Origin of the sequence: Bacillus inaquosorum KCTC 13429, from assembly GCF_000332645.1 — a bacterium.
GTDB classification, from domain to species: domain Bacteria; phylum Bacillota; class Bacilli; order Bacillales; family Bacillaceae; genus Bacillus; species Bacillus inaquosorum.
Map to the genome: position 1 here is coordinate 404,932 of NZ_AMXN01000001.1, position 24,699 is coordinate 429,630.

General features: G+C 46.5%; 21 protein-coding genes and 2 pseudogenes. 10 read left to right on the top strand and 13 right to left on the bottom strand.

The window, feature by feature from the left end; translation table 11 throughout:
* Nucleotides 1–12: 12 nt before the first annotated feature.
* From cls to arfM, 7 genes are all read right to left on the bottom strand, one after another.
* Nucleotides 13–1,515, bottom strand: a complete 1,503-nt coding sequence (gene cls, locus BSI_RS18705; RefSeq protein WP_003235848.1) for a cardiolipin synthase — start codon at nucleotides 1,513–1,515, stop codon at nucleotides 13–15.
* A 102-nt stretch (nucleotides 1,516–1,617) separates the two neighbouring features.
* Nucleotides 1,618–2,247: a YitT family protein gene (locus BSI_RS18700; RefSeq protein WP_003235849.1), complete on the bottom strand. Its 630-nt coding sequence runs from the start codon at nucleotides 2,245–2,247 to the stop codon at nucleotides 1,618–1,620.
* Nucleotides 2,248–2,400: 153 nt separating this feature from the next.
* Entirely contained in the window at nucleotides 2,401–3,072 is a 672-nt protein-coding gene (narI, locus tag BSI_RS18695) for a respiratory nitrate reductase subunit gamma (protein ID WP_003235851.1), read from the bottom strand.
* On the bottom strand, nucleotides 3,069–3,623 hold the full coding sequence (gene narJ, locus BSI_RS18690) for a nitrate reductase molybdenum cofactor assembly chaperone (protein ID WP_003235853.1): 555 nt from the start codon (nucleotides 3,621–3,623) through the stop codon (nucleotides 3,069–3,071). The genes narI and narJ overlap by 4 nt, the downstream gene beginning before the upstream one ends.
* A 26-nt stretch (nucleotides 3,624–3,649) precedes the next feature.
* A complete protein-coding gene (gene narH, locus BSI_RS18685; protein WP_003235855.1) occupies nucleotides 3,650–5,113 on the bottom strand; it encodes a nitrate reductase subunit beta in 1,464 nt (487 codons plus the stop codon).
* Nucleotides 5,103–8,789: a nitrate reductase subunit alpha gene (locus tag BSI_RS18680; RefSeq protein ID WP_003235858.1), complete on the bottom strand. Its 3,687-nt coding sequence runs from the start codon at nucleotides 8,787–8,789 to the stop codon at nucleotides 5,103–5,105. The genes narH and BSI_RS18680 overlap by 11 nt, the downstream gene beginning before the upstream one ends.
* A 218-nt stretch (nucleotides 8,790–9,007) precedes the next feature.
* On the bottom strand, nucleotides 9,008–9,484 hold the full coding sequence (gene arfM, locus BSI_RS18675; RefSeq protein ID WP_003235860.1) for a Crp/Fnr family transcriptional regulator ArfM: 477 nt from the start codon (nucleotides 9,482–9,484) through the stop codon (nucleotides 9,008–9,010).
* 143 nt (nucleotides 9,485–9,627) lie between these two features.
* Here arfM and BSI_RS0120725 point away from each other — a divergent pair.
* Nucleotides 9,628–10,343: pseudogene (locus BSI_RS0120725) on the top strand (YwiC-like family protein).
* A 33-nt stretch (nucleotides 10,344–10,376) separates the two neighbouring features.
* Here the strand turns inward: BSI_RS0120725 and fnr are convergent.
* From fnr to BSI_RS18655, 4 genes are all read right to left on the bottom strand, one after another.
* Nucleotides 10,377–11,093, bottom strand: a complete 717-nt coding sequence (gene fnr, locus BSI_RS18670) for a fumarate/nitrate reduction transcriptional regulator Fnr (protein ID WP_003235867.1) — start codon at nucleotides 11,091–11,093, stop codon at nucleotides 10,377–10,379.
* 99 nt (nucleotides 11,094–11,192) lie between these two features.
* Nucleotides 11,193–12,380, bottom strand: coding sequence for a nitrate transporter NarK (gene narK, locus BSI_RS18665; RefSeq protein WP_003235870.1), 1,188 nt, complete (start codon nucleotides 12,378–12,380; stop codon nucleotides 11,193–11,195).
* A gap of 133 nt (nucleotides 12,381–12,513) precedes the next feature.
* On the bottom strand, nucleotides 12,514–14,184 hold the full coding sequence (gene argS, locus BSI_RS18660; RefSeq protein WP_003235871.1) for an arginine--tRNA ligase: 1,671 nt from the start codon (nucleotides 14,182–14,184) through the stop codon (nucleotides 12,514–12,516).
* Nucleotides 14,181–14,609, bottom strand: a complete 429-nt coding sequence (locus BSI_RS18655; protein WP_003235873.1) for a YwiB family protein — start codon at nucleotides 14,607–14,609, stop codon at nucleotides 14,181–14,183. The genes argS and BSI_RS18655 overlap by 4 nt, the downstream gene beginning before the upstream one ends.
* A 313-nt stretch (nucleotides 14,610–14,922) precedes the next feature.
* On the opposite strand from BSI_RS18655, the gene sboA reads away from it, so the two are divergent.
* The 9 genes and pseudogenes from sboA (at nucleotide 14,923) to BSI_RS18615 (ending at nucleotide 21,861) form a co-directional block, all read left to right on the top strand.
* Entirely contained in the window at nucleotides 14,923–15,054 is a 132-nt protein-coding gene (sboA, locus tag BSI_RS18650) for a subtilosin A (RefSeq protein ID WP_003222002.1), read from the top strand.
* Nucleotides 15,011–15,118 (top strand): annotated as a pseudogene (locus BSI_RS21925) (bacteriocin-like protein SboX); the annotation flags it as partial. The gene sboA and the pseudogene BSI_RS21925, both read left to right, overlap by 44 nt.
* Nucleotides 15,119–15,188: 70 nt before the next feature.
* Nucleotides 15,189–16,535 carry a subtilosin maturase AlbA gene (gene albA, locus BSI_RS18645; RefSeq protein ID WP_003235875.1) on the top strand — a complete coding sequence of 449 codons (1,347 nt, stop codon included), beginning with the start codon at nucleotides 15,189–15,191 and terminating at the stop codon, nucleotides 16,533–16,535.
* 12 nt (nucleotides 16,536–16,547) lie between these two features.
* Nucleotides 16,548–16,709 carry an antilisterial bacteriocin subtilosin biosynthesis protein AlbB gene (albB, locus tag BSI_RS18640; protein WP_003222006.1) on the top strand — a complete coding sequence of 54 codons (162 nt, stop codon included), beginning with the start codon at nucleotides 16,548–16,550 and terminating at the stop codon, nucleotides 16,707–16,709.
* The gene (locus BSI_RS18635) at nucleotides 16,706–17,425 is read left to right on the top strand and encodes an ATP-binding cassette domain-containing protein (RefSeq protein ID WP_003235877.1); all 720 of its coding nucleotides are present in this window, start codon (nucleotides 16,706–16,708) and stop codon (nucleotides 17,423–17,425) included. Before albB ends, BSI_RS18635 begins: the two co-directional genes overlap by 4 nt.
* Nucleotides 17,418–18,728 (top strand): antilisterial bacteriocin subtilosin biosynthesis protein AlbD, encoded by a 1,311-nt coding sequence (gene albD, locus BSI_RS18630; RefSeq protein WP_003235879.1) that lies wholly within the window; start codon nucleotides 17,418–17,420, stop codon nucleotides 18,726–18,728. Before BSI_RS18635 ends, albD begins: the two co-directional genes overlap by 8 nt.
* Nucleotides 18,718–19,878, top strand: coding sequence for an insulinase family protein (locus BSI_RS18625; protein ID WP_080030787.1), 1,161 nt, complete (start codon nucleotides 18,718–18,720; stop codon nucleotides 19,876–19,878). The genes albD and BSI_RS18625 overlap by 11 nt, the downstream gene beginning before the upstream one ends.
* Before the next feature lie 4 nt (nucleotides 19,879–19,882).
* Nucleotides 19,883–21,163 (top strand): M16 family metallopeptidase, encoded by a 1,281-nt coding sequence (locus BSI_RS18620; RefSeq protein WP_003235883.1) that lies wholly within the window; start codon nucleotides 19,883–19,885, stop codon nucleotides 21,161–21,163.
* Complete coding sequence (locus BSI_RS18615) at nucleotides 21,160–21,861, top strand: bacteriocin biosynthesis protein AlbG (protein WP_003235887.1); 702 nt, start codon at nucleotides 21,160–21,162, stop codon at nucleotides 21,859–21,861. Before BSI_RS18620 ends, BSI_RS18615 begins: the two co-directional genes overlap by 4 nt.
* 6 nt (nucleotides 21,862–21,867) lie before the next feature.
* Here the strand turns inward: BSI_RS18615 and BSI_RS18610 are convergent, their stop codons facing one another.
* Together BSI_RS18610 and BSI_RS18605 are read right to left on the bottom strand one after the other, a co-directional pair.
* On the bottom strand, nucleotides 21,868–23,244 hold the full coding sequence (locus BSI_RS18610) for a YncE family protein (RefSeq protein WP_003235889.1): 1,377 nt from the start codon (nucleotides 23,242–23,244) through the stop codon (nucleotides 21,868–21,870).
* A 39-nt stretch (nucleotides 23,245–23,283) separates the two neighbouring features.
* The gene (locus BSI_RS18605; protein WP_003235891.1) at nucleotides 23,284–24,639 is read right to left on the bottom strand and encodes a YncE family protein; all 1,356 of its coding nucleotides are present in this window, start codon (nucleotides 24,637–24,639) and stop codon (nucleotides 23,284–23,286) included.
* Nucleotides 24,640–24,699 lie beyond the last annotated feature (60 nt).

Below are 24,699 nucleotides of genomic sequence, written 5' to 3' on the forward strand. Positions count from 1 at the left end.
ATTTCTTTTTTCTTACAGAACACCTGAAAACAGACGGGCAAAGGATTCTTTTGTCCGGTCGGCCATTCCCCTTTTATAAAAGCCGACAGGGCTGAGTTTTTCACTATCCACCATATCCTCTTCGAAATGGGCTTCAAGGGTGCGAATCGCTTCGGCATCTGCGAAGAACACGTTCACTTCAAAGTTGAGCTGGAAGCTGCGCATGTCCATATTCGCGGTGCCGACGGAGGCGAGGTCGCCATCAACGATCATGACTTTTTGATGCATGAAGCCTTTTTGATACGAATACACTTCAATGCCCTCCAGAAGCAGCTCTGGGAAATAGGATCTCGACGCGTATTGCGTCAAAAAGCTGTCGTTCTTCTCCGGCACCATCACCCTTACCTCCACGCCTTTTGTCGCCGCTGCTTTCAGCGCCGTGCGAATGGACTCATTCGGGACAAAATAGGGCGTGGCAATCCATACTGATTTCTGCGCTGAAGAAATCATTTCATAATAAAGGTCGCTCATGCTTTCCTTCATGTCAGGGCCTGTCGCGACAATTTGATAAATGCCCCCTCCCTCCACGGGAACCGGCGTATTGTACGCCTCTTGATCAATTAACACTTCATTGGAGACATATTCCCAATCCAGCATAAAAATGGCGTGAAGCGTTTGCACAATTTCTCCTTCCAGCCGCAGGTGAGTATCTCTCCAAAACCCGATGTACGGATCTCTGCTGATATATTCCTTCCCGACATTTAATCCGCCCACAAAACCGATTTTCCCATCGATGATCACGATTTTCCGGTGATTTCTAAAATTCAGTTTCTGATTGAAGAACCCGTATTTCAGGGGAGAAAACGGAACGATGTCCACCCCCGCTTGTTTCATTTTCATAATATCTCTGCTTGCCAGCCTGATGCTTCCTGCGGCGTCATATAAAAACCGCACCTCGACACCCTGGCGCGCTTTCTCCATCATAATGTCCATCATGCCGCGGCCGAGCATGTCTGATTTAAACATGTAGTATTCAATATGTATATAAGATTCCGCTTTCCTCATCGCTTTGAAAATGTCCGGGAAGGTTTCTTCACCGTTTTTCAGCACTTTGATATTGCTTTTCGTATTGATATTCATATGGGCAGCCCTGATGGAATACGTAAAGAACCTTTCCTGATTGTCCTTCAGCCCTGTCACTTCCGGCGTTTCCTCCATGTCAAACAGCTTCCTGAGCTTTTCCCTGTTGTACATTCGTTTTGTCTTAAACAGCTTTCCCTTCACATAAAGCTGTCCGGAAAACAGATAAAACATATAGCCGGCGATCGGAAAAAAGACAAGAATGTGAATCCATAACAGCGTGTGCTGCGAGGTGCGGTTTTCAAGAATTAACGAATAGATGCTGAACAAAATAATACTTCCATAGCAAAGCAATCCTCCGTAAAACTCAAGTCTAGAAACCGGAAAAAACCATATAACATATGCCCCGATAAGCATCATATATAAAAAGAAAAACTCCAGTCTCCTTTTCAGCATCCTGATTCTCTCCAATCTGATCCGATTACCTCCGTATTTCCTCTTCTTTCTAACATTTAAACCTTTGCAGAAAAAAAGCCTCCCCGCACGAGGCGGAAAGGCTTATGATGAGGCTTCCTGTGATTGGCCGGGTGTGATGTTCTGGAACAAAGCCGAGTTGAGAGAGTAGCTGCTTTTGATTTTATTTCTGAAGAAGCTGACGATCAGGCCCGTGACCGCAATCGACACTAAGGAGCAGAGCCCTTTCAGCAAGCCGACTGAGAAGATGCCGGCCAGCACTACGGCAAAATCAAAGAGGAAATTAACTGTCCCGGGATTCCATCCGTACCGTTTTTGCATAAATAAAGCGAGAATATTGGCGCCGCCGAGGGATGCCTGATGATAAAACATGAGTGACAGGCCGAATCCAATCAGCGCCCCGCCGCAAATCGCCCCGGCAAGCGGTGAAAAAGAGACAGGCGGCAGCCAGTGATCCGCGCCTGTAAACAGAGTCAGCGCTGTGACTGCAAATACAGTGGATAAGGTGAATGTGATGCCCATTCTGATGAGAGAAAATATATAAAACGGGATATTAATCAGAAAGAAGATAATAGCAAACGAGGAATGAAACAAGTATGTCAGGCTTAGTGACAGTCCGGCTGTGCCGCCGGTTAATACATGAGAATGTCTGAGAGTCAGGACCCCGGCGCTTGTCATAAGACAAGCAGTTAAAATGAGTAAAATCCGCTTCATTCTTCACTCTCCTTTTTAGATGATGTTATTTCCAAATACAAACATAACAGGATTCCTGGCCGCCCAGCCATTACCTTGGCAGAAAATATCTTGCGTTTTTATTTTTTCATCAAACGATTATCATAAAAAATCCCCCTCATTGAGGGGGGATTTTTACGAGCGTTTCCGATACACGACATAGCTTCGTGTCAAATATTTGAGCGGAAGGCTGAACACGTGAACCAATCTCGTAAACGGCCACAGGATAAAAACGACGTATCCTATAATAATATGAAGCTTAAACCATAGCGGGACACTCTCCATCAAGGAGGCGTCAGGCCTGAACAAAACGATTTCCCTGAACCACGGCCCTACAGTTGTCCGGTAATCAAATCCTTTCGAATCAATGTTGAGAAACGTGGCTGCAACACCCGACAGCATCATGAACAGCAGCAGGAGGAGCGTAAGGATATCCGATGGCGAGCTGGTTTTGCGGATTCTTTTGTCAAACAGCCTTCTGTACGTCAGGATGATAAGTCCGGTACATGCCGCGATCCCCGCCGGTAGGCCTGCGCCAATCGCCATTTTGTGATACACATGCTCTGAAATGCCAATGGAAGAGTACAAGGCTTCCGGGATCAAAATTCCCATGAGATGCCCGCCGATAACGCACACCATGCCCCAGTGAAAAAGTGTGCTGCCCGCCGCAAGTTTTTTCTTTTCCAAAAGCTCGCTTGATTTCGCCGTCCAGCCAAATTGGTCATGCTGATAGCGGTAAATATGGCCGCCGATAAAGATCGTCAATACAATGTATGGCATGACGCCCCACAGGATCTGCCCGCTCATGCCTGAACAGCCCCTTCAACGCTTTCACGCACGCCGATGTTTTCCAGCGCGGACAGCAGCACGTGCAGCAGCTCAGCATAGATGCTGTCATTTTTTTCAAGACGGGATGCCAGCTCCCTCACATTGGACAGATATTTCTCAAACACACTTCTTGCTGCTTCAATCTCCGCAATCGCGGCAAATTCCAGCATAAGCGGCAGGTAATCAGGCAGCTCTTTCTCTGTCGGCAGGAAGCCGGATTGCTCGTATGTGTTTTTTAATTGCAGCAATTCAATGCCTCGTTCCCTTTGCTCGCCTGAGTTAAAGTAGGTGACGTACATATTCGTTTTTTTCCCGAAGTCAAACGTATAGACATAGTGTTCAATCAGCGCTTCTTGAGAAAAGCCGGCTGTCGCATCGAAAAAGTGCAGCAGCTTCTCCCGGATTTGCTGGTTGCCGATTTCAAGGATAAGAGCCTTCCAATCGGGAAGCTCGGCTCTCCACTCTTCATCCGGATAAGAAAGAAGATAGGAAAGAGCGGAGAACGTGATTTGCCGGTCTGTGGTGTTCATCTTGTTACACCTCATTTAATCAAAAATTAGAAACAAGAGCCGGGGCCGCCTGAAAATGATAAGCCGCAGCTCCCTTGTTCAGCGTATAAATCAGACACTTCTTCTCGATGGCTGTTCGGAATCACAAAGCGGTCATCATATTTGGCGATCGCAAGCAGCCGATACATGTCTTCAATTTGCTGTTCTGTTAAGCCGACACTGGAAATCAGTGCCGGGTCGACGGTTTTATTCGTCTGGACCGCTCTCATATACTGGCGCATGACAGACATTTTCTTTAATGTTGACCGAATATGATCCGTATCACCGGCCGTTAATAGCTGTGCCAAATAGTCAATCGGAATTCTCATTTGGTCGATAGCCGGAAAAATATCTTCCGCAGATTGCCGGCTGCCTTTTCCTTCAAAGAGATTCATAATCGGGCTAAGCGGCGGAATGTACCAAACCATCGGCAGCGTGCGGTACTCAGGATGAAGCGGCAGCGCAATCTTCCAATCAATGATCATTTTATAGATCGGCGATTGCTGCGCGGCCTCTATCCATTCAGCCGGGATGCCTTGTTCTTTTGCCAATTTGGCAATCTCAGGATCATTCGGATCAAGAAAAACTTCTAATTGGGAATGGTAGAGATCCTTTTCATTTTCAACAGATGCCGCTTCCTCCACTTTGTCCGCGTCATACAGCATGACACCGAGGTAGCGGATTCTGCCTACACACGTCTCAGAGCAGATGGTCGGCAGTCCCGCCTCCAAGCGCGGAAAGCAGAGTGTGCATTTTTCCGCTTTGTTCGTTTGCCAGTTAAAATAGACTTTTTTATATGGACAGGATGAGACGCAATATCTCCATGAACGGCATGCGTTTTGATCGACAAGCACAATGCCGTCTTCCTCGCGTTTGTACATGGCGCCGGACGGGCAAGACGAAACACACGCTGGGTTGATGCAGTGCTCGCAAATACGCGGCAGATACATCATAAAGACCTCATCGAATTCTGTTTTGATCGATTCCTCCATCTTTTGCACGTTTGGATCTTCAAGTCCCGTAATATGGCCGCCTGCGAGATCATCCTCCCAGTTCGGGCCCCATTCAATATTCATAAAGTCCCCGGTCAAGGACGATTTCGGGCGCGCCACTGGCTGGTGTTTTTTCTGCGGGCTGTTTGTTAATGTTTCATAATCATAGTTCCAAGGTTCATAGTAATCATCAATCGACGGCTGGTTCGGATTATAGAAAAGTCCTGCAAGCCGATTCGTTTTCGGGCCTGATTTCAGCTCGAGCTTTCCTTTTTTCAATGTCCAGCCGCCTTTATATTTGTCCTGATCCTCCCATTGCTTCGGGTAGCCGATGCCCGGCTTTGTTTCTACATTATTGAAGTACATATATTCCGCACCTGAACGGTTTGTCCACGTGTTTTTGCAGGTGACGCTGCACGTGTGGCAGCCGATGCATTTATCCAGGTTCATGACCATACCGATTTGCGCTTTAATCTTCAAGCCAATCGACCTCCTTCAGCTTGCGGATGACGACATTCAGGTCGCGCTGATTCCCTGTTGGACCGTAATAGTTAAAGCCATAGCTGAGCTGGGCATAGCCCCCGATCATCTGTGTCGGCTTGACGTGTATCCTTGTCGGGCTGTTATGGGTGCCTCCGCGGTTATTCGTCAGTTTTGTGCCGGGCACATTGATGTGGCGGTCTTGGGCATGGTGCATAAACGCCATTCCTTTAGGAATCCGGTGAGACAAAACCGCTCTCGCGACGACAACGCCGTTTCGGTTGAAGCATTCAATCCAATCGTTGTCTTTGATATCTGTATCCATTGCGTCATCTTTATTCATCCACACGGTCGGCCCGCCGCGGAACAGCGTCAGCATCGGCAAGGAATCAAAATACATGCTGTGGACGGACCATTTATTATGCGGCGTCAAATAATTAAGGACGATTTCTTTGCCCTCTTGATCAGGCCGCTTGCTTAGGAACGGACGATGCTGGAGGATCGGTTTAAATGTCGCCATCGTTTCACCGAATTCCATCATCAATTCATGATCGACATAATAAGATTGTCTGCCGGTCAGTGTTCGCCACGGGATTAATTTTTCTACGTTCGTTGTAAACGGCGAGTACCTGCGCCCTCCTTTTTCTGAGCCGGTAAATGCCGGAGACGTGATGACCGTTTTCGGCTGGGCTGTAATTTGTTCGAACGTAAAGCATTCTTCCTCGCGTTCTTCCGCCAGGTCTTTCAGCTTCAGGTTTGTGATGTTTTCAAGTGATTCCCATGCTTTTACTGCGACTTTTCCATTCGAGGTGGATGATAGGGTTAAAATTGCTTCTGCCGCCTGTTTTGCTTCACTTATATTTGGACATCCCTTTGCGATGCTGTCCGAGGTGATTTCTCCCAGCCTCTTTTTGAGTGATTCATATTCATCAGCTATTGACCAGCTCATCCCTTTTGTTCCGCTCGGTTTTAAACCGGCGTAAGGCCCGAGTGCGGTCATTTTATGAAAAATGTGCTTGTAATCCCGTTCAACGACTTGGATGTTCGGCATCGTTTTTCCCGGAATGGCTTCACATTCGCCTTTGCTCCAGTCATTGATTTTGCCGAACGGCTGGGCCAATTCCTGCATCGTGTCGTGGAGGAGCGGCGTCGCGACCACTTCTTTCACCGGCTCCATATCGACTTCTTCTGCCAGATCGGAAACGGCTTTTGACAGAGCCTTGAAAATATCCCAGTCTGACTTCGATTCCCACGGAGCCGAGATAGCCGGAGCAAAAGGATGAATGAACGGGTGCATATCCGTGCTGCTGAGATCGTGTTTTTCATACCATGTCGCCGCCGGCAGCACAATATCGGAATACAGCGCCGTACCCGCCATTCGAAAATCAAGGTTGATTAATAAGTCGAGCTTTCCTTCCGGCGCCTGCTCCCGCCATTTGATTTCTTCAGGGCGGATGCTGTCGCTGTCGTCATTCATCAAACCGTTCGTCGTCCCTAGCAGATGCTTGAGAAAATATTCGTGCCCTTTTCCTGAGCTGGAGATCAGATTTGCCCGCCATACGAAGAGATTCCTCGGGAAATTGGCTTCATTGTCAGGATCTTCAATCGCGAACTTCAGTTTTTTCTCTTGAAGCTGTGAGGCCACGTAAGCACCGACGTCTTTCGGTGTTGCCGCCCCCGCTCTTTCAGCTTCTTTGTATAGATCAATGCCGTTTTTATTGAATGTCGGGTAGGACGGCAGCCACCCTAAGCGCGCCGCCAGCACATTATAATCGGCGTGATGCTTGTAGCGGGATGACGCAGCGATCGGTGAAGCCAGGTCACTGATCGGCTGGTCCTCGTAACGCCACTGGTCTGTCGCAAAGTAGAAAAATGAGGTGCCGTTTTGCAGTTTGGGCACACCCTCCCAGTCCTTTGCGTTGGCAATCGTCTGCCACCCTTCAGCAGGACGGAGCTTTTCCTGCCCCACATAATGGGCCCAGCCTCCGCCGTTTACGCCTTGGGCGCCTACCAGTAAAACTAGATTTAACACCGCTCGGTAGATTGTGTCGGAGTTGAACCAGTGGTTGATCCCCGCTCCTACGATAATCATGGATCGGCCGTCTGTATCAATCGCATTTTGGGCAAACTCTCTGGCAATTTTAATGACGGCTTCTTTTTTGATTCCCGTCATCTGTTCCTGCCAGCCAGGTGTAAACGGCTCAGGATCATCATAAGAGACAGCGGATTGTTCACCGATGCCCCGGTTTACGCCGTAGTTGGCCAAAATCAAGTCAAACACGGTTGTGACACATACCTCTTCACCGTTCAGGTCCAGTTTTTTAATAGGAAGATCCCGCTCAAGCACTTTGTTTCCGTCATTTGAAAAATACGGGATGCGCACCGTTCCAATTTCGTCCTCTATTCCGAGCACAGAGAGACGGGGCTCAATCGGTTCTCCGGTTTCTTCATCGACCATGTGGAGGTTCCACTTCTGCTGCCCGTCCCAGCGGGAGCCCATTGTCCCTTGCGGTATGGCAAACGCGCCTGTCTGTTCATTCCAGACCGCAGGCTTCCATTGATCTTGCTTTGTCTTCCGCCCGATGTCCTTCGCATGCAGAAACCGCCCCGCTGTATATACGCCATTTTCTTTTGACAGGGTGACGAAGAATGGAAAATCCGTGTATTGCTTCGCGTACTTAATAAAACGTTCCGTCTCTTGATTCACGTAAAATTCCTGCAAAATGACGTGACCCATCGCCATCGCAAGCGCCCCGTCAGTCCCTTGGCGGATACTCAGCCAGTCATCCGCGAACTTTGAGGATTCCGCAAAATCCGGACTGATCGAAATGACCTTAGCGCCTTTATAGCGGGCCTCCGCCAAAAAGTGCGCGTCAGGGGTTCTCGTTAACGGAACGTTGGAGCCCCATGTGATGATATAGCCTGAATTGTACCAATCACTGCTTTCCGGAACGTCTGTCTGGTCACCCCAAATTTGCGGGGATGCCGGAGGAAGATCCGCATACCAGTCATAAAAACTGAGCATAGGGCCGCCGATTAATGACATAAACCGGGAGCCTGACGCGTGGCTGATCATGGACATGGCCGGAATCGGAGAAAAACCGACATTCCGGTCAGGCCCGTATTTCATAACTGTATATAGCAGAGAGGCTGAAATCAGCTTCAGCACCTCCGGCCATTCAGCACGCACAAACCCGCCTTTCCCTCTTGCCTGTTTATAGGACTTCGCTTTTTCAGGGCTTTCAACGATCGATTTCCAGGCTTCCAATGGATTTTGATGAGCCTTCAGTGCTTCCCGCCACAAATTGATCAGCACACTTCGCACGTACGGATATTTCACACGGAGCGGGCTGTAAATGTACCATGAAAAACTGGCCCCCCGCGGACAGCCTCTCGGTTCGAAATCAGGCATATCCGGGCCTGTTGAAGGATAATTCAAGTTTTGTCCTTCCCATGTGACAATTCCGTTTTTCACATAAATATTCCAGCTGCAGGACCCCGTGCAGTTGACGCCGTGGGTGGAGCGAACGACTTTGTCGTACTGCCATCTGTTTCTGTATACATTCTCCCAATCGCGATCTTCGCGGGTTGTTTGGCTATGTTTATTTGAATGGTGTTCGATAGGAGAGAAATAGTTCAATCTCCTAAACAACGGACTCATTTTCTTTTTCTTCATGAGAGTTCACTCCTTCCGAGTCAGATGATGCTAAGTTCACTATAAACAGAGAAAGCGTATTTCCTTGTGAACTATGTCACACACTCTGCTTTTTTCACAAAATGTTCACACAAAGGAGAAGGAAGGACTTTCACAGGATGTGATGAAGGCGGCGTTCAGGCAGAACGCCTGAGTCATTAGCCGCCTTTTATTCTAAAGATCAAAAAAACCGGTTCTTTTTAAGAACCGGGTTCGGCGTTTTCATCCTGTGATGTATGCAGATACCGCAAAAATAATTGATAGGAACAAAAGACATTTTGCTGAAGCATGGCCAAAAAATTCATTTGCAGCTGCGGATTGTAAGACATCATTTTTTTAAATATGTAATAAGGGATATTGAGTATCAGAATGTCTGGAGAGGCATTGACTGAGATAAAAGGCGATAAATACAGCCCGCCTTTTTCATCAATCGGAAACACATCGCCTTTTTCCCAAAGCGCAACGGTTTTCGATCCTTCAGGGAGCCTGCTGTCCATAAAACGGATACTTCCTTTTAATACAATATAAACGGATTGAGAATGGAGAAAAGATGGAGACTGATCAGATGAGCCGCGGATCAACGTCCCGTTTTTCAGCAAGGTTTCGACAATGGATAGAGGCACTTCATTAAACATGGGAAGTTGTTTCAGAAATAATAAATAGTCACACTGATTCATAGGAAAGCCTCCTGTGCTAAGGATAACTTTAGTGTAGCTCGATTGAGCCTGTACAGCAGTGATGTATTTCACAGCTTGTATGATGAATGTCACTTATCGGGGGGATGACTGCATTTATAATGAAATAAAAAAGGAGGATTTTGATGAAGGCACTGATTCCGAAGCAGCACGGCGCATGGGCGATGCTGCTGATTCCATTTTTACTCGGCATGATCAAGGGAGGTCCCATTTTCTGGCATATTCCGCTATTCCTAGGCTGGCTTTTCCTTTAGCGGTTTATCCTGTTACGCTCGCCTTAAAAAAGAAACAAATCAAACCCTATCAAAAGTGGATATGTTATTACGGTTTTCCGGCCTGCTGCTGTTTATTTGCCTCTGTCTTTCATAAGCCGCCGCTCATCTGGGTTGGCGTTTCTTTATTGCCGCTGTTTCTCATACATATGTATTACGCCCGCCGAAAAAACGAACGAGCGCTAGTGAATGATATTGCAGGTGTCTTGTTCTTTTGTTCAGGCGGACTTGCAAGCTGCTGGCTGGGGACTGGAACCCTTGACGGCTGGGCTTGGTTTATTTTCTCTCAATCTGCTTTATTTTTTATCGGGAGTTCCTTTTATGTGAAGTCGGTGATCCGGGAAAGAAAAAACAGCGCATTTGCATACTGGTCTTGGGGATATCACCTGCTGCTCCCCTTTTTATCTAGTCTTCTCGGAGCAGGATGGGCATTTCTTGCTTATATCCCAAGCAGTTTGCGGGCATGGTTTTTTCACGGAAGGGATTGGCCTGTGAAAACGATCGGTATTCTGGAAATCGTAAATGCCTGCTTCTTTTTCGCCGTCATGTGTATGTTTATCACAAGATAAAAAACCAAGGACCGCCGGCGGTCCTTGGTTTCTTCAGTCAATATTGCAAATCTCCAGCGGACAATTTTCACACTCAATCTCGCATCGCAAATAGTCCCGCTTGTGCAAAATAATTTTTCCGGATTCTTCTATCGAAATCACCCCTTGTTTGCGGAGATCTCCCAGCATCCGGTTGACACTCTCCCTTGCCGCCGCGCAAAACTTTGCCAAATCCTGATTTGTCAGCACAATGTTAATCAGAATACCGTCGCTTCGTTCCACCCCGTAGCTGTTTGATAAGCGGATAAGAGTGGAGTAGAGCGCCCCCTTTTTGCCGTGAAGAAGCAGATCTCTGATTTTGGACTGAATTTTCCGGAGGTGGGTGCTCATCCATTTCATAAATTCAAATGTCAAAGCACCGTTTTGGGTTAATTCCTTTTCCAGCTTGCTTTTATTAATGACGAGCACCTCGCCATCCTCTAGCACTTTCGCACTGAGCATATATCTCGGTTCTTCAGTGAAAAGTGTTAATTCCCCGACGATATCGTTTTTTTGGCAGATTCTAAGCGTCAGGTCTTTTCCGTCAGACGTCAGCTTGCCGATTTCAATGAGTCCTGATTGAATCAGATAAAGCTCTTCTGCATCCATTCCTTCTTGAAACAAATACGTGTGTTTTTCCATTTTTCTTTTCGTGCTGATTGATTCCAGCAATTCATGCAGATCGCTGGAAAGAAAGTCACTGTCAGATGGTCGAACAGAGAGAAAATTCATGAGCTCACCTCGAAGAAAGTCACGTTGCGTATGTCTATTGTAACGTGAATTGATTTGCACCCATCCAGAAAAAACTAACAATCTTGTGAATGCCCAGTGTTAGTTGACGCTCTGACTGTTTCTCTCCGTGTGCGTTTTCATTCTTTCCTGCCAATACATCCATATGACAAGGACAAAGCTGGCTAACGCAACTTCCGAAAGCGCCATGAAGCCGATCGCATATTGTCCTGTTGCCTGAAACACACTCGTCAAAATCAGCGGAGGGAAAAAACCGCCTAGTCCGCCCATAGCAGACACAATACCATTGGCGATCCCCGCTTGCTTCGAAAAATAGAAAGGCACCAGTTTAAAAACGGTCCCGTTTCCTATGCCTGAGCAGACTGCCACCGTTAATGACCCAAACGTATAAAGGCCGATCGTCGGCGAGAACGATAAGATAATGCCTGATAATGTAAGTCCCGCAAAAACGAACATCAAGATGCGGAGCGGGCTCATTTTATCAGCCAAGAGTCCTCCCACAGGCCTGAGCAGCGTTGATACGGCAATAAATCCAGCCGTCCGCAAACCGGCGTCCGCAGGATTCAGCCCAAAGTTCTCAACTAGAAAGTTCGGCAGATAGATGGTGAAAGCGACAAAGGCGCCGAACGTAATAAAATAAAACAGGCTCAAAAACCACAGTACATGATTTCGGTAAACGGCTTTGATTTGAGTTTTTATGGAAACATTCACTTTCTTCTCATGCCGGTCGCCGAATAATACGTGCAGCAATGCGAAAACTGCCAGCAGAACCAGATACATCTGCACAGTTGTTTTCCATCCCGCAGCTTGAGCGATAACCGGCGCGGCAAATGTGGTAATGGCGGTTCCGATGTTTCCGGCCCCGTAAATACCATTGACGATACCGTGCTTTTCTTTCGGATAATATTTCGGCAGGGATGTCACCCCAATGGAGAATACCGCTCCCCCGATCCCTAAGAAAAAACCGCCCGCGATTAAATCAAACAGAGAATCCGCGATACTGATCCAAAACACAGGAAATAAAAGCAGGATGAAGCTGATCATGAACATCAGCCTTGCGCCAAACCTGTTCGTTAAATACCCTAAAGGAATGCGGAGGAGCGACCCGAGGATTACGGGAATCGCTGTCACCAAAGAAATCTCGCCTTTGCTTAAATGAATATCTAATGTGATTTGGGAAATGAGTGATGAAATCAGCACCCAAACCATAAACCCTGCCACCAAGCTTAATGACTGTAACGATAATTGAATGTGTTGACGGTTGATCATTTGGCTTGCCCCTTTCAATGATTCAATAATCAGTCTTATCTTACAAAAACTCAGCAAACAGGATTGTGAATTACATCACACGTTTTCCTCATAAAAAAAGAGCAAAGCCCGCAGGCTTTGCCCTTTCTCATCATTACATTTTTTCCGGAGCCGATACGCCGATCAGCTGAAGCGCATTGTTCAGCGTAATTTGCGTTGCTTTCATTAAAGCCAGACGCGCACGGCTTTTGTCTTCATTTTCAGGATCGATGACTTTCTCTGCATTGTAGAAGCTGTGCAGAGAAGAAGCCAAATCATAAATATAGTTTGTGACACGGTGCGGAATTCGTTTTTCCGCCGCTTCCGCCACTGCCTCCGGGAAGCCGCCGATCGTTTTCAGCAGGTCATATTCTTTTTCTGATTGAATATGGCTGAAATCAAGATCCGCCGCCGGCTTAAGTCCCTGCTCTTCCCCTTGGCGAAGCATGCTGCAAATACGGGCATGTGCGTATTGTGCATAATACACAGGGTTTTCGTTAGATGTTGATACAGCAAGATCTAAGTCAAAATCCATATGCGTATCCGCACTGCGCATCGCAAAGAAGTAACGCACGGCATCCAAGCCGACTTCTTCAATCAGGTCGCGCATCGTTACCGCTTTACCCGTCCGTTTGCTCATTTTCATTTTCTCGCCGTTTTTGTAAAGGTGAACGAGCTGAATGATTTCTACTTCAAGCGTTCCTTTTTCATAGCCAAGCGCTTCGATTGCCGCTTTCATACGCGGGATGTAGCCATGGTGATCGGCGCCCCAAACGTTGATCAGCTTATCAAAGCCGCGGTCAAGCTTATCCTTATGGTACGCGATATCAGGCAGCAGGTACGTGTACGAGCCGTCCTTCTTGATCAATACACGGTCTTTATCATCGCCGAACGCCGTAGAGCGGAACCAAGTTGCGCCGTCTTCTTCATAGACATGGCCTTTTTCGCGGAGCGCTTCAAGCGCCTTGTCGATTTTTCCGTTTTGGTACAGTGAAGTTTCGGAATACCACACATCAAACGGCACACGGAAGTTTTCCAAGTCCTTGCGAAGCTTTTCCAGCTCGTATTTCAGACCGTAATCACGGAAAAATGCGAGGCGTTCGCTTTCCTCTTCGTTGACGAAACGGTCGCCGTATTCCTCTGCGAGACGCTTTCCGATCGCAATGATATCCTCGCCGCGGTAGCCGTCCTCCGGCATCGGTTTTTCCAAGCCGAGCGCTTCAAAGTAACGGACTTCCACAGAAAGCGCCAGGTTGTTGATTTGGTTTCCGGCATCGTTAATGTAGTATTCGCGGCTCACATCGTAACCAGCCTTTGAAAGCACATTGCACAAGGAATCGCCGACAGCCGCACCGCGCGCATGACCGAGGTGGAGGTCTCCCGTCGGATTCGCTGATACGAATTCTACCTGGACTCGTTCACCGTTTCCGATGTTCGTTTCCCCGTATGCTTCTCCTGCTTCCAATACAGACGGAATCAGCTTCGTTAAATATTGATTGTTCATATAGAAATTGATAAAACCCGGGCCAGCGATATCTAGTTTTTCAATCGAAGCCTTTCCTTTATCAAAATGAGCGACAATTTCTTCAGCGATTTGGCGCGGCGCTTTTTTTGCGATTCTAGCCAGCTGCATCGCCATATTCGTTGAATAATCGCCGTGTGTTTTATCTTTCGGTGTTTCTAAAATGACATTGGGAATCTGGCTTTCTTCAGCCAGTCCCGCTTTCAGAACGGCCGCTTTGATTTCTTCTTTAAGCACGTCCTTCATTTGTTCCGCAATGTTCATGCGTGAGTTCCTCCCTCATACGTGATCGTCATATTATGTAAATGCTGCTGCTCGTCTCCGACATGCATGTCATATGCGATGCTGATACGGCCTTTTTCTTCGCCGAGATCAGATTGAATCGATTTTGTGCTTGTTTTCAGCTCAAGCTCACCAAATGACATTTTATATTTAGCAATTGTGGAAGCTCCCGTTACGAAACGCTGATTCATTTTGACAGCGCCTGACCTCATGACCAGCACTTCGCCTTCGCTTACTTTCACAATCGTTTTCACTTTGCCTAAGTCGTGTTCCTCATAATAAGATAGATACACTTTATTTTGTTTTACATAGTAAAATCCGGTGGTGCGGAATTCGATGACTTCCTGGTTTCCGTCATCCTCGATCACAGACTTCACATGGAGTGTTATCGGTGTCTCTTGCTTCATTTTGACACGTCCTTTTCATCATTCCACTTTGACTTGAATAGTATAATCATTCAGTTTGTAAACTTCAACTGCTTCTATCTTACCATCATTGCTCATCATATTTGAAGATAAACCTCATAAAAAGCATTTCCTTAATAGAAGAGAAAATCATATCACTAATTACCTTTAGGAAATGTTACACTTTTCCGAAATCTACCGCTTTCATTTCACATTTTCTTCAAAATATATGTATTGAATTGGTAATTTATTAGTTTTATCATAAAAGTACAACATAGATCTGCTAGAAAAAACAAAAAAAAGGGAGGATTCAATTATGAAAAAAGCTGTTATTGTAGAAAACAAAGGTTGTGCAACATGCTCGATCGGAGCCGCTTGTCTAGTGGACGGTCCTATCCCTGATTTTGAAATTGCCGGTGCAACAGGTCTATTCGGTCTATGGGGATAAGGTTCTCCAAAAAGGGCATAGTGATTCTACTATGCCCTTTTTAAGTAAATTACAATTTTTAACTTAAATCTACCTCATGGTTTATACATACACAATCGTTTTTCATTTGAATCATATGTAGAGGGGATGGTATTTTGTTTATAGAGCAGATGTTTCCATATATTAATGAAAGTGTAAGAGTTCACCAGCTTCCTGAGGGCGGCGTGTTAGAAATCGACTACTTGCGCGATAATGTCTCCATTTCTGACTTTGAGTATTTGGATCTTAACAAAACGGCTTACGAGCTTTGCATGCGAATGGATGGGCAAAAAACGGCTAAACAGATTTTAGCGGAGCAATGCGCAGTGTACGATGAATCACCGGAGGACCATAAGGACTGGTATTACGACATGCTCAACATGCTTCTGAACAAGCAGGTCATCCAGGTTGGAAATCGGGCCAGCCGCCACACAATCACCACGAGCGGAAGCAATGAATTTCCGATGCCGCTGCACGCCACCTTTGAGCTGACGCACCGCTGTAATTTGAAATGCGCTCACTGTTATTTGGAAAGCTCGCCGGAAGCGCTCGGCACCGTGTCGATTGAACAATTCAAGAAAACGGCTGATATGCTGTTCGACAACGGTGTGTTGACATGCGAAATCACGGGCGGAGAAATTTTTGTCCATCCGAACGCCAATGAGATTCTTGACTATGTATGCAAAAAGTTCAAAAAGGTTGCTGTCTTAACGAACGGAACACTCATGCGAAAAGAGAGCCTTGAGCTGTTGAAGACTTACAAGCAAAAAATCATCGTCGGCATATCTCTCGATAGTGTGAATTCCGAGGTCCATGATTCCTTTAGAGGGAGAAAAGGCTCTTTTGCCCAAACTTGTAAAACGATAAAATTGTTGAGTGACCACGGGATATTTGTCAGAGTCGCCATGTCCGTTTTCGAAAAAAACATGTGGGAAATCCACGATATGGCCCAAAAGGTTCGGGATCTCGGGGCGAAGGCGTTCTCTTACAATTGGGTTGATGACTTCGGAAGAGGCAGAGATATCGTCCACCCCACAAAAAATGCCGAGCAGCACCGCAAATTTATGGAATACGAGCAAAATATCATTGATGAGTTTAAAGATCTGATACCGATTATTCCTTATGAGAGAAAACGCGCGGCAAATTGCGGCGCTGGCTGGAAGTCCATCGTGATCAGCCCGTTCGGAGAAGTACGTCCGTGCGCGCTCTTTCCAAAGGAATTTTCATTGGGAAATATTTTTCATGATTCATATGAAAGCATCTTTAACTCCCCTCTCGTCCATAAACTGTGGCAAGCGCAGGCGCCGCGATTCAGCGAGCATTGCATGAAAGACAAATGCCCGTTCAGCGGCTATTGCGGAGGCTGTTACTTAAAAGGGCTGAACTCTAACAAATATCACCGGAAAAACATTTGCTCCTGGGCGAAAAATGAACAATTAGAAGACGTGGTCCAGCTTATTTAGGAGGGAAACGATTTGTCACCAGCACAAAGAAGAATTTTACTGTATATCCTTTCATTTATCTTTGTCATCGGCGCAGTCGTCTATTTTGTCAAAAGCGATTATTTATTTACGCTGATTTTCATTGCCATTGCCATTCTTTTCGGGATGCGCGCGCGGAAGGCTGACTCGCGATGAGCATTTTGGATATACACGATGTCTCCGTTTGGTATGAACGGGACAACGTCATCTTAGAACACGTGGATTTACATTTAGAAAAAGGCGCTGTTTACGGATTGCTTGGGGTAAACGGCGCCGGAAAAACGACACTGATCAATACGCTGACCGGGGTGAACCGTAATTTCAGCGGGGGCTTTACGCTGTGCGGCATTGAAGCAGAGGCCGGCATGCCGCAGAAAACATCAGATCAGCTGAAGATTCACCGTTACTTCGCCGCCGATTATCCGCTGCTGTTTACAGAAATTACGGCGAAGGACTATGTGTCTTTCGTTCACTCGCTTTATCAAAAGGATTTTTCAGAACAGCAGTTTACCAGTTTGGCCGAGGCCTTTCATTTTTCCAAATACACCAACAGGAGAATTGCGGAGCTGTCCTTGGGGAACAGGCAAAAGGTTGTGTTGATGACAGGCTTATTGCTGCGGGCTCCCCTGTTTATTTTAGATGAGCCGCTCGTCGGTTTGGATGTGGAATCGATAGAAGTCTTTTATCAAAAAATGCGCGAGTACTGTGAGGCAGGCGGAACCATTCTGTTTTCTTCCCATCTGCTTGATGTCGTGCAGAGATTTTGTGATTATGCGGCCATTCTTCACAACAAACAGATCCAAAAGGTCATCCCGATTGGTGAGGAGACCGATCTGCGGCGGGAATTTTTTGAGGTGATCGGCCATGAATAACATATTCCCCATCATGTCTCTGCTGTTCAAACAGCTTTACAGCCGGCAAGGGAAAAAGGACGCCATTCGCATTGCCGCAGGGCTTGTGATTCTCGCCGTGTTTGAAATCGGGCTGATCCGTCAGGCCGGCATTGACGAATCGGTGTTGGGAAAAACATATATCATACTCGCGCTTCTTTTGATGAACGCATATATGGTGTTTCTTTCTGTGACATCTCAATGGAAGGAATCTTATATGAAGCTGAGCTGCCTGCTGCCGATTTCTTCACGGAGCTTTTGGCTCGCCCAGAGTGTCGTTCTGTTTATCGACACCTGTTTGAGAAGAACATTATTCTTTTTTATTTTACCGCTGTTCTTATTTGGAAACGGAACGCTGTCAGGGGCGCAAACGTTCATTTGGCTTGGCAGATTTTCGTTTTTTACCGTTTACTCAATAATATTCGGTGTAGTACTAAGCAACCATTTTGTCAAAAAGAAGAACTGGATGTTTCTGCTGCATGCAGCCGTTTTCGCCTGTGTATGCTTCAGTGCCGCTTTTATGCCGGCCGTTACGATCCCGCTATGTGCGGTTCATATGCTATGGGCGGTGGTCATTGACTTTCCTGTCTTTCTGCAGGCGCCTCCGCAGCAGAGCAAGATGCATTCTTTTTTGCGGAGATCTGAATTTTCGTTTTACAAAAGGGAATGGAACCGATTTATCTCCTCTAAAGCGATGCTGTTAAATTACGTGGTGATGGCGGCGTTCAGCGGATTCTTTTCGTTCCAGATGATGAATACCGGCATCTTCAATCAGCAAGTGATTTATATTGTGATTTCCGCCCTTCTGCTGATCTGCTCGCCGATCGCCCTTTTGTACTCTATTGAAAAAAACGATCGGATGCTGCTCATCACGCTTCCGATTAAACGAAGAACAATGTTTTGGGCGAAATACCGCTTTTATTCAGGCATATTGGCAGGCGGATTTCTCCTTGTCGCTATCATTGTGGGCTTCATCAGCAGCCGTCCGATTTCAGCTCTCACTTTTGTGCAGTGTATGGAATTGCTGCTGGCGGGAGCGTTTATCCGGTTAACCGCGGATGAAAAAAGGCCGTCCTTCAGCTGGCAGACGGAACAGCAGCTCTGGAGCGGTTTCTCAAAATACCGGTCTTATCTATTTTGTCTTCCTCTTTTCTTAGCCACATTAGCCGGCACCGCTGTCTCCTTGGCGGTTATTCCGATTGCCGGGCTGATCATAGTCTATTACCTGCAAAAACAGGATGGTGGTTTCTTTGATACAAGCAAAAGAGAACGGCTTGGAAGTTAACCTGCTGAAGACTCATCAATTTTCAACAATCTCAATCGCCGCGAGCTTTCTGAAGCCAATCGAAAGCGCGGCGGAACCTGAAGAAGAAACAATCTATTTTTACGGTGCCGCCGCACACCTGAAGCAGCAAATCATTGACGCTTTCGGTTATGCTGCCGGCAGCCGCTTTATGTATTCAGCGAATCTCTTTTTTGACCAGCAGCTGAAAACCTGCGGAACCCGTTTGATTCACCCGTTATATGACAAGAGTCTTCATGTTGATGCCCTGATGAAGACATTTGCAGACATCTCCTTCCCTTCTTCTCTTTCAGCCGAAGCTGTTGAAAGGGCAAGGAATGAGCTGCTGCTGAAGATCGAAAAAAAATTCGCTGACCCCTTCTCCTACTCGGCGGCCCGCTTGGCGGAGGAGGCCTTCGGAAACCCAATGTACGGCACAGCCATGTTTGGCCGGAAAGACAAGATACAGACGATCCATCCTAAACGGTTTCTCGACGCAACGGACTTCATCGTTGATTTATTGTCCCATCAAAAACAGCTGAACATATTGGGACACGTACAAGCCTGTGATGTTCCGGGACATGCCCAGCACACGTCTGCCATGACGGCTGGAAGAATACCCGTGAACCGGCATGTTTTTGAAACAGAGACACGCAGCGCAGCAGGCCCTTCCGTCTTGACACTCGGGTTTGACTGCGGGGAGATGAAAGACGCCAGCGATTATATCAAAATCCAGCTGATAGACGGATTGCTCGGAAAATACGGTCATTCCGCTTTATTCAAGCATTTTCGCGAGAAGGATCTGGCAGTCTATCACGTCATCACCCGATACGACATCATGAACAATTTGCTGCTTTTTTCAATATGTACGGATCAGCTTCATGAGAAAGAGATTCCCCCGCGCGTTTTAGAAGCTGTCTCACATTTTCAAACGGATGAACAGGAACTAGAACAGGCAAAGCAATTTTTACGCAATGAAATGCTGCTGCAATTCGATTCTCCAGAAGGGCTTTTGGCCTATATGGGGATTCTGCGCCGCTTCTCCTGCACGAAGGAAGACTTGCTGGATGGCATCTCAGCGGTTACGTGCCGTGATGTGTTGGAATTCATAGCGACTATCAATTATATCGGAGCTCATGTAGTAAGGGGATGAAGAGATGGAAAAGAAAGCTTTTTTTCAACAGCTGGATGAACGAACCGATATCAGATACACAGACAGCGGACTGAAAATATTCAGATTGAAATTTCCCCGCGCAAACCTGCGGCTGTGCAATGTGAAAATCGATTTTGGGAGCCGGGATGTCCGCTTACAGGCAGAATCCGGCGACACGCAACTCCCATATGGCACAGCCCATTTTTTAGAGCATCTTCTCTTCTGGCATAATGGCCGCAATCTGTACAGTGATTTCTTTGCTCATGGCGCGCTTTTAAATGCGTTCACTACCTACACCGATACCAATTTTATGTTTACCTCATTGCCGAATCGGTGTAGACAGACGATCCCCATCCTGCTTGATGCGTTATCGAACCACTCATTTGACAAGCAGATGATCACTCAGGAAAAAGCTGTGATTACAAATGAAATTCAAACAGCACATCTCAATCATCAGCTCTCTTACCATTATCAACTGATCAGCATGCTTTCTCCCGCCTCACCTGCTGCGGTCTTCCCTGCAGGCAGAATCAAGGACATTGAGGCGATGGACATCCGTGATTTACAGAAAGCCTACAAGGCCGCCTACAAGCCCCAGCGGATGACGCTGTTTTTGATTGGAGGCTCAGAAGATTCGGAAACCCTTTTGCCTCCTCACCTCCGGCTGGAAAAGCGTCCAGATCATAAAGCAGATAGAAAAATGATTCCCGCGTGCCCTCCAACCCTTTCGCAAAAAGAGGTGCTGGGTGATGAGGAGAGGCCTGAAGACACATGGACCGGACTGCAAATCGGCGCACTCCCCGGACAAAATGATCTGTTGACGTTAAAGCTTTATTGGGACATCGCGTCTCGTATTCTATTTCAATTCGGTTCGCCTTTTTTTCAAGAAATTCAGCAAACGTACCGCCTGGAAATCAATCGCTTGTCAGCCGAGGCTCACATGTATGAGGATGGCGGTTTTTTGATCCTTCACAGCCAAGGGGCGCATTCTTCGGCTTATATCGATGTCGCTTCCTACTATGTCAGACAGCAGAAAAAACAAATCGCGGCCTGGCTCCAATACGGCAAGAACTCCTTGACGGACGCGATCATTTATGACAGCGATTATGTGCGTAAATGCTTTGAATGGGCGGCCGAGTGTGAACGGTTCGATTGCTCATTTCTCGACTTGTACCGCACCATTCACGATATGAATGTCCAGGATTTCATGTCTCTCATTGATGTATTGGGATCTTCTAAAAAAGCGGTCATTCACGTTTCACAGAAAGAGGCGATTGGACAATGAGAAAAAGCACTGTCTTTACCGTGTTATTGCTGCTCGTTGGTATGGCGGCGTATTCCTTCGGCTGGGTTCAGGCCTTCGCCGAAGCCGCTGCCCAATATGTAAAGATGATCAACAATGATGCTGTGCGGCTCGGACTGCTGGCTTGTATCGCTTCCGTCCTGATGCTGCCCGCTTTTCTCTATCTTCACTATGTCACCCAATCCGTAAAAAACATGACAGCAGCCTTTCAGAAACTCACACAGTCTCATCAAAGCTGCTGTGACTTCCAGCATCACAGATTGTGCAGCCATTATGCCGACGATGTCAAATCGCTGCGTGACAGCTATAAAAACGTCCGCCAAGCATACGTGATGGCTGCTGTATTATGCCAAGTCATCATATTCGGCTGCATGTTCGAAATCGTCAAAGCCGTCCCTTTCCGTTTTCACACGCCCCCTGCCGTTTCAATGGGACTTGCGGTGTTGCTGATTTTGTATTTATTGTTTTATATGCGAACGTACTTGATGCAGTTTTTCCAGCATGGCACCCTGTTCAGAAAAGTGCTTGTGGGAGTGCTGACAGGAGCCGGGATATGGTGGATGCTCAGTTTTACCATAAGTGAACTGCTGTTTCTGATCATCCTGGCAGCCATCCAGCAGATCGGGTCATTTATTTATAAACGATTGTCTTATCGCAGCTCTGCTTCTCTCGACCTGTGAAATGAGCTATATCGCTATCGCAGACGGACCAGTCCCAACCGGAATCACCGTCACAGCTGTATAATCACTGGTACGGTACACTGTCACGGTATTGTCGTTGGGCTGTGCTGCATAAATGTACTGATTGTCCGGCGTTACGGCGAGGTCAGAGGCGCCGGGGAGAGAGGCAGTTGTTATAAAGGTATGCTGCGCTGTATCTACGACAGTGAGATTCTCCGGAAATACCTCAAAATAGGGCTCAAGGAAAAACGCACGAGTCCCGTCAGCAGAAAAAACAATTGTAATTAAACCGTCAAACAGTCTGTTAATTTGTGAAGATTCGCTAAATGTTGTCAAATCTATCACAGAAACGACATTCGGCCTTAGCTCACCATTTTCCAGATAAGCAAAATCCCCTATTAACGGGGTTTCAATAAGATTTGGTGTTTCAAAGTTACTTAAACTATCAATCAGCTGCCCTGTATTGATGTCATATTTATTAACGACCCAAAATCCAGAGTTGGTCGTATAGAAAAACTGTCCGTTAGGGTCTAGGGCAAAATCGTCCGCAGCGGGTGACACCGTGAATGTATTGGTAATGGTTTGCGAGGAAATATTAATTTCATAAATGGAGCTGCCCCCTGCGAGAATATAAGCAAATTCGCCCCCAGTTTCAAACTGGATTTTTCTTGGGGCTCCTGCAAGAGGGATGGTTTGTGTAACTGTTAATGTTTCGTTGTTAATGATCGATACAAGATTCGCATTCCTATGGAGAACATACGTATACGCTTTATCCAAGGTAACACCCAGATCAGTCGGGATATCAGATAAAGAAATGGTACTTACAAGAGTATTCACGTCAGTATCAATGACCGAAACCGTGCTGTCTCCAGTGTTTGCAGTAAACACGTAAGATCGCTGATCCGGTTCCGGTACAAGCACAATCGTCCCCGTCACCGATAAAGGACTGCCGTAGAACGGCGGAACGACAACAAGGTTCTCGATCGTGATGCCACTGAAATCCGGGCAATCATCCGGGTTATCAGAATAATAGACGACTTGATCGATCTCTGCATTGTGAATGACAGAAACAGCCCCGTCCCCTTGTCCATATTGATTTCTTACAGGTGAGACACTGACAAGAAGCGTAACGGTCCCTTGCAGACGCACAGCATATTGAACACCGATATCTTCTGGTTCCGGCCCAGTCTGGATTAAGCAAGGCTCACTGATACAGGACAAATTGTCTGTACTCCACGTAACCGCTGCAGCTGCTTCGGCAGAATCAATAGTGAACCCCTCAGGAATGTCAATCGGCACTTGAAACGGCGCTTCTCGGCTGATCTCCTCATCACAAAAACAGAAACAATTTTCCTGTAAGTCAGAAAGATCATTTTTTTTCATAATTTCACGTCCTTTTAAAAATGCACAACATGCATTTGGTTAAATTGCAATGGCACTCGGTGAAACCCCAAGAGGTATGACAGTTTCCACAGAATAATCACCTGTGTTGTAAACCGTAATGCTTTGCTCTATAAAATGAGTTGCATACAGAAATTCGCCATTCGGGGTAAACGCAAAGTCATTTCCCCGTTGTGGAAGATTTCCTATTACGTCTGCACCACCTGGACTGACGGAATATAGATTGTGAGTGAAACCATCAAACAAATACACCTCTGATCCGCTCGTAAACATTAGATACTCACCTTCATACTCCAGCTCTTGGGTACTACTGATCGTAAAGGTATTTAAATCAATAATCGTCAAATAATTGAAGAAGTGATCTTCTTCTAATACATAGGCATATCGCTCCGGCGGCTTTGTTTCTATGGAATTTACAATAAGCTCTCGTTCAATCGTTCCTGTAACTTCACCGGTAGATAAGTCCACTTTTTGCACTAAACCAAAATCAAGAACATAGGCAAACAACCCATTAGGATCAATTGCAATATCATACCCTTCAACAGGAATAGACCTTTCTACAGTTGACGTTTCCATTCTGATCACATAAATGGCATTACCGGCGAGAACATATGCGAAATCATGTTCAGGCATAAATTTAATAGTTTCAGGCGGCTGATCTAGCAGAATGGATGTAGTAACAGTCAATGTGTCATAATCGATGACAGAAATCATATTATTGTTAAAATGCAAGACAAACACAGAGCTTTTATCCGGGGTTATTTCAATACCTGTCGGCTCGAACGGTAGAGCAATCGTTGTGAACACGGCATGAGTGTTTGTATCAATCACAGAAACCGATTGAGCATCTGGATTCGCTGTAAACGCATAAACAGGTTCCGGTTCCGGTACAAGCACAATCGTCCCCGTCACCGATAAAGGACTGCCGTAAAACGGCGGGACGACAACAAGGTTCTCGATCGTGATCTCACTGAGATCCGGGCAATCATCCGGTTCATCAGAGTAATAGACAACTTGATCGATCTCTACATTGTGAATGACAGAAACAGCCCCATTCCCTTGTCCATATTGATTTCGTACAGGTGAGACACTGACAAGAAGCGTAACGGTCCCCTGCAGGCGTACTGCAAATTGAACACCGACCTCATCAGGCTCAGGCCCCGTTTGAATTAAACAGCGTTCACTGACACAAGAAAGGCTGTCTGCATTCCATGTGACGTTTGCAACAGCCTCAGCCGGATCAACGACAAACCCCTCAGGCAATTCAATCGGTGCTTGAAACATTGCTTCACGGCTAGTTTCTTCCTCACAAAAACATAAACATTCTTCTTGTGCGACTCCTGCTTTTTCTTTAAAGGAAAGCTTATTTTTTCTCATACCTTCACTTCCTTTTCAGAAATACACTGCTCACGCAGATACAACAGAATATGGAAGGTG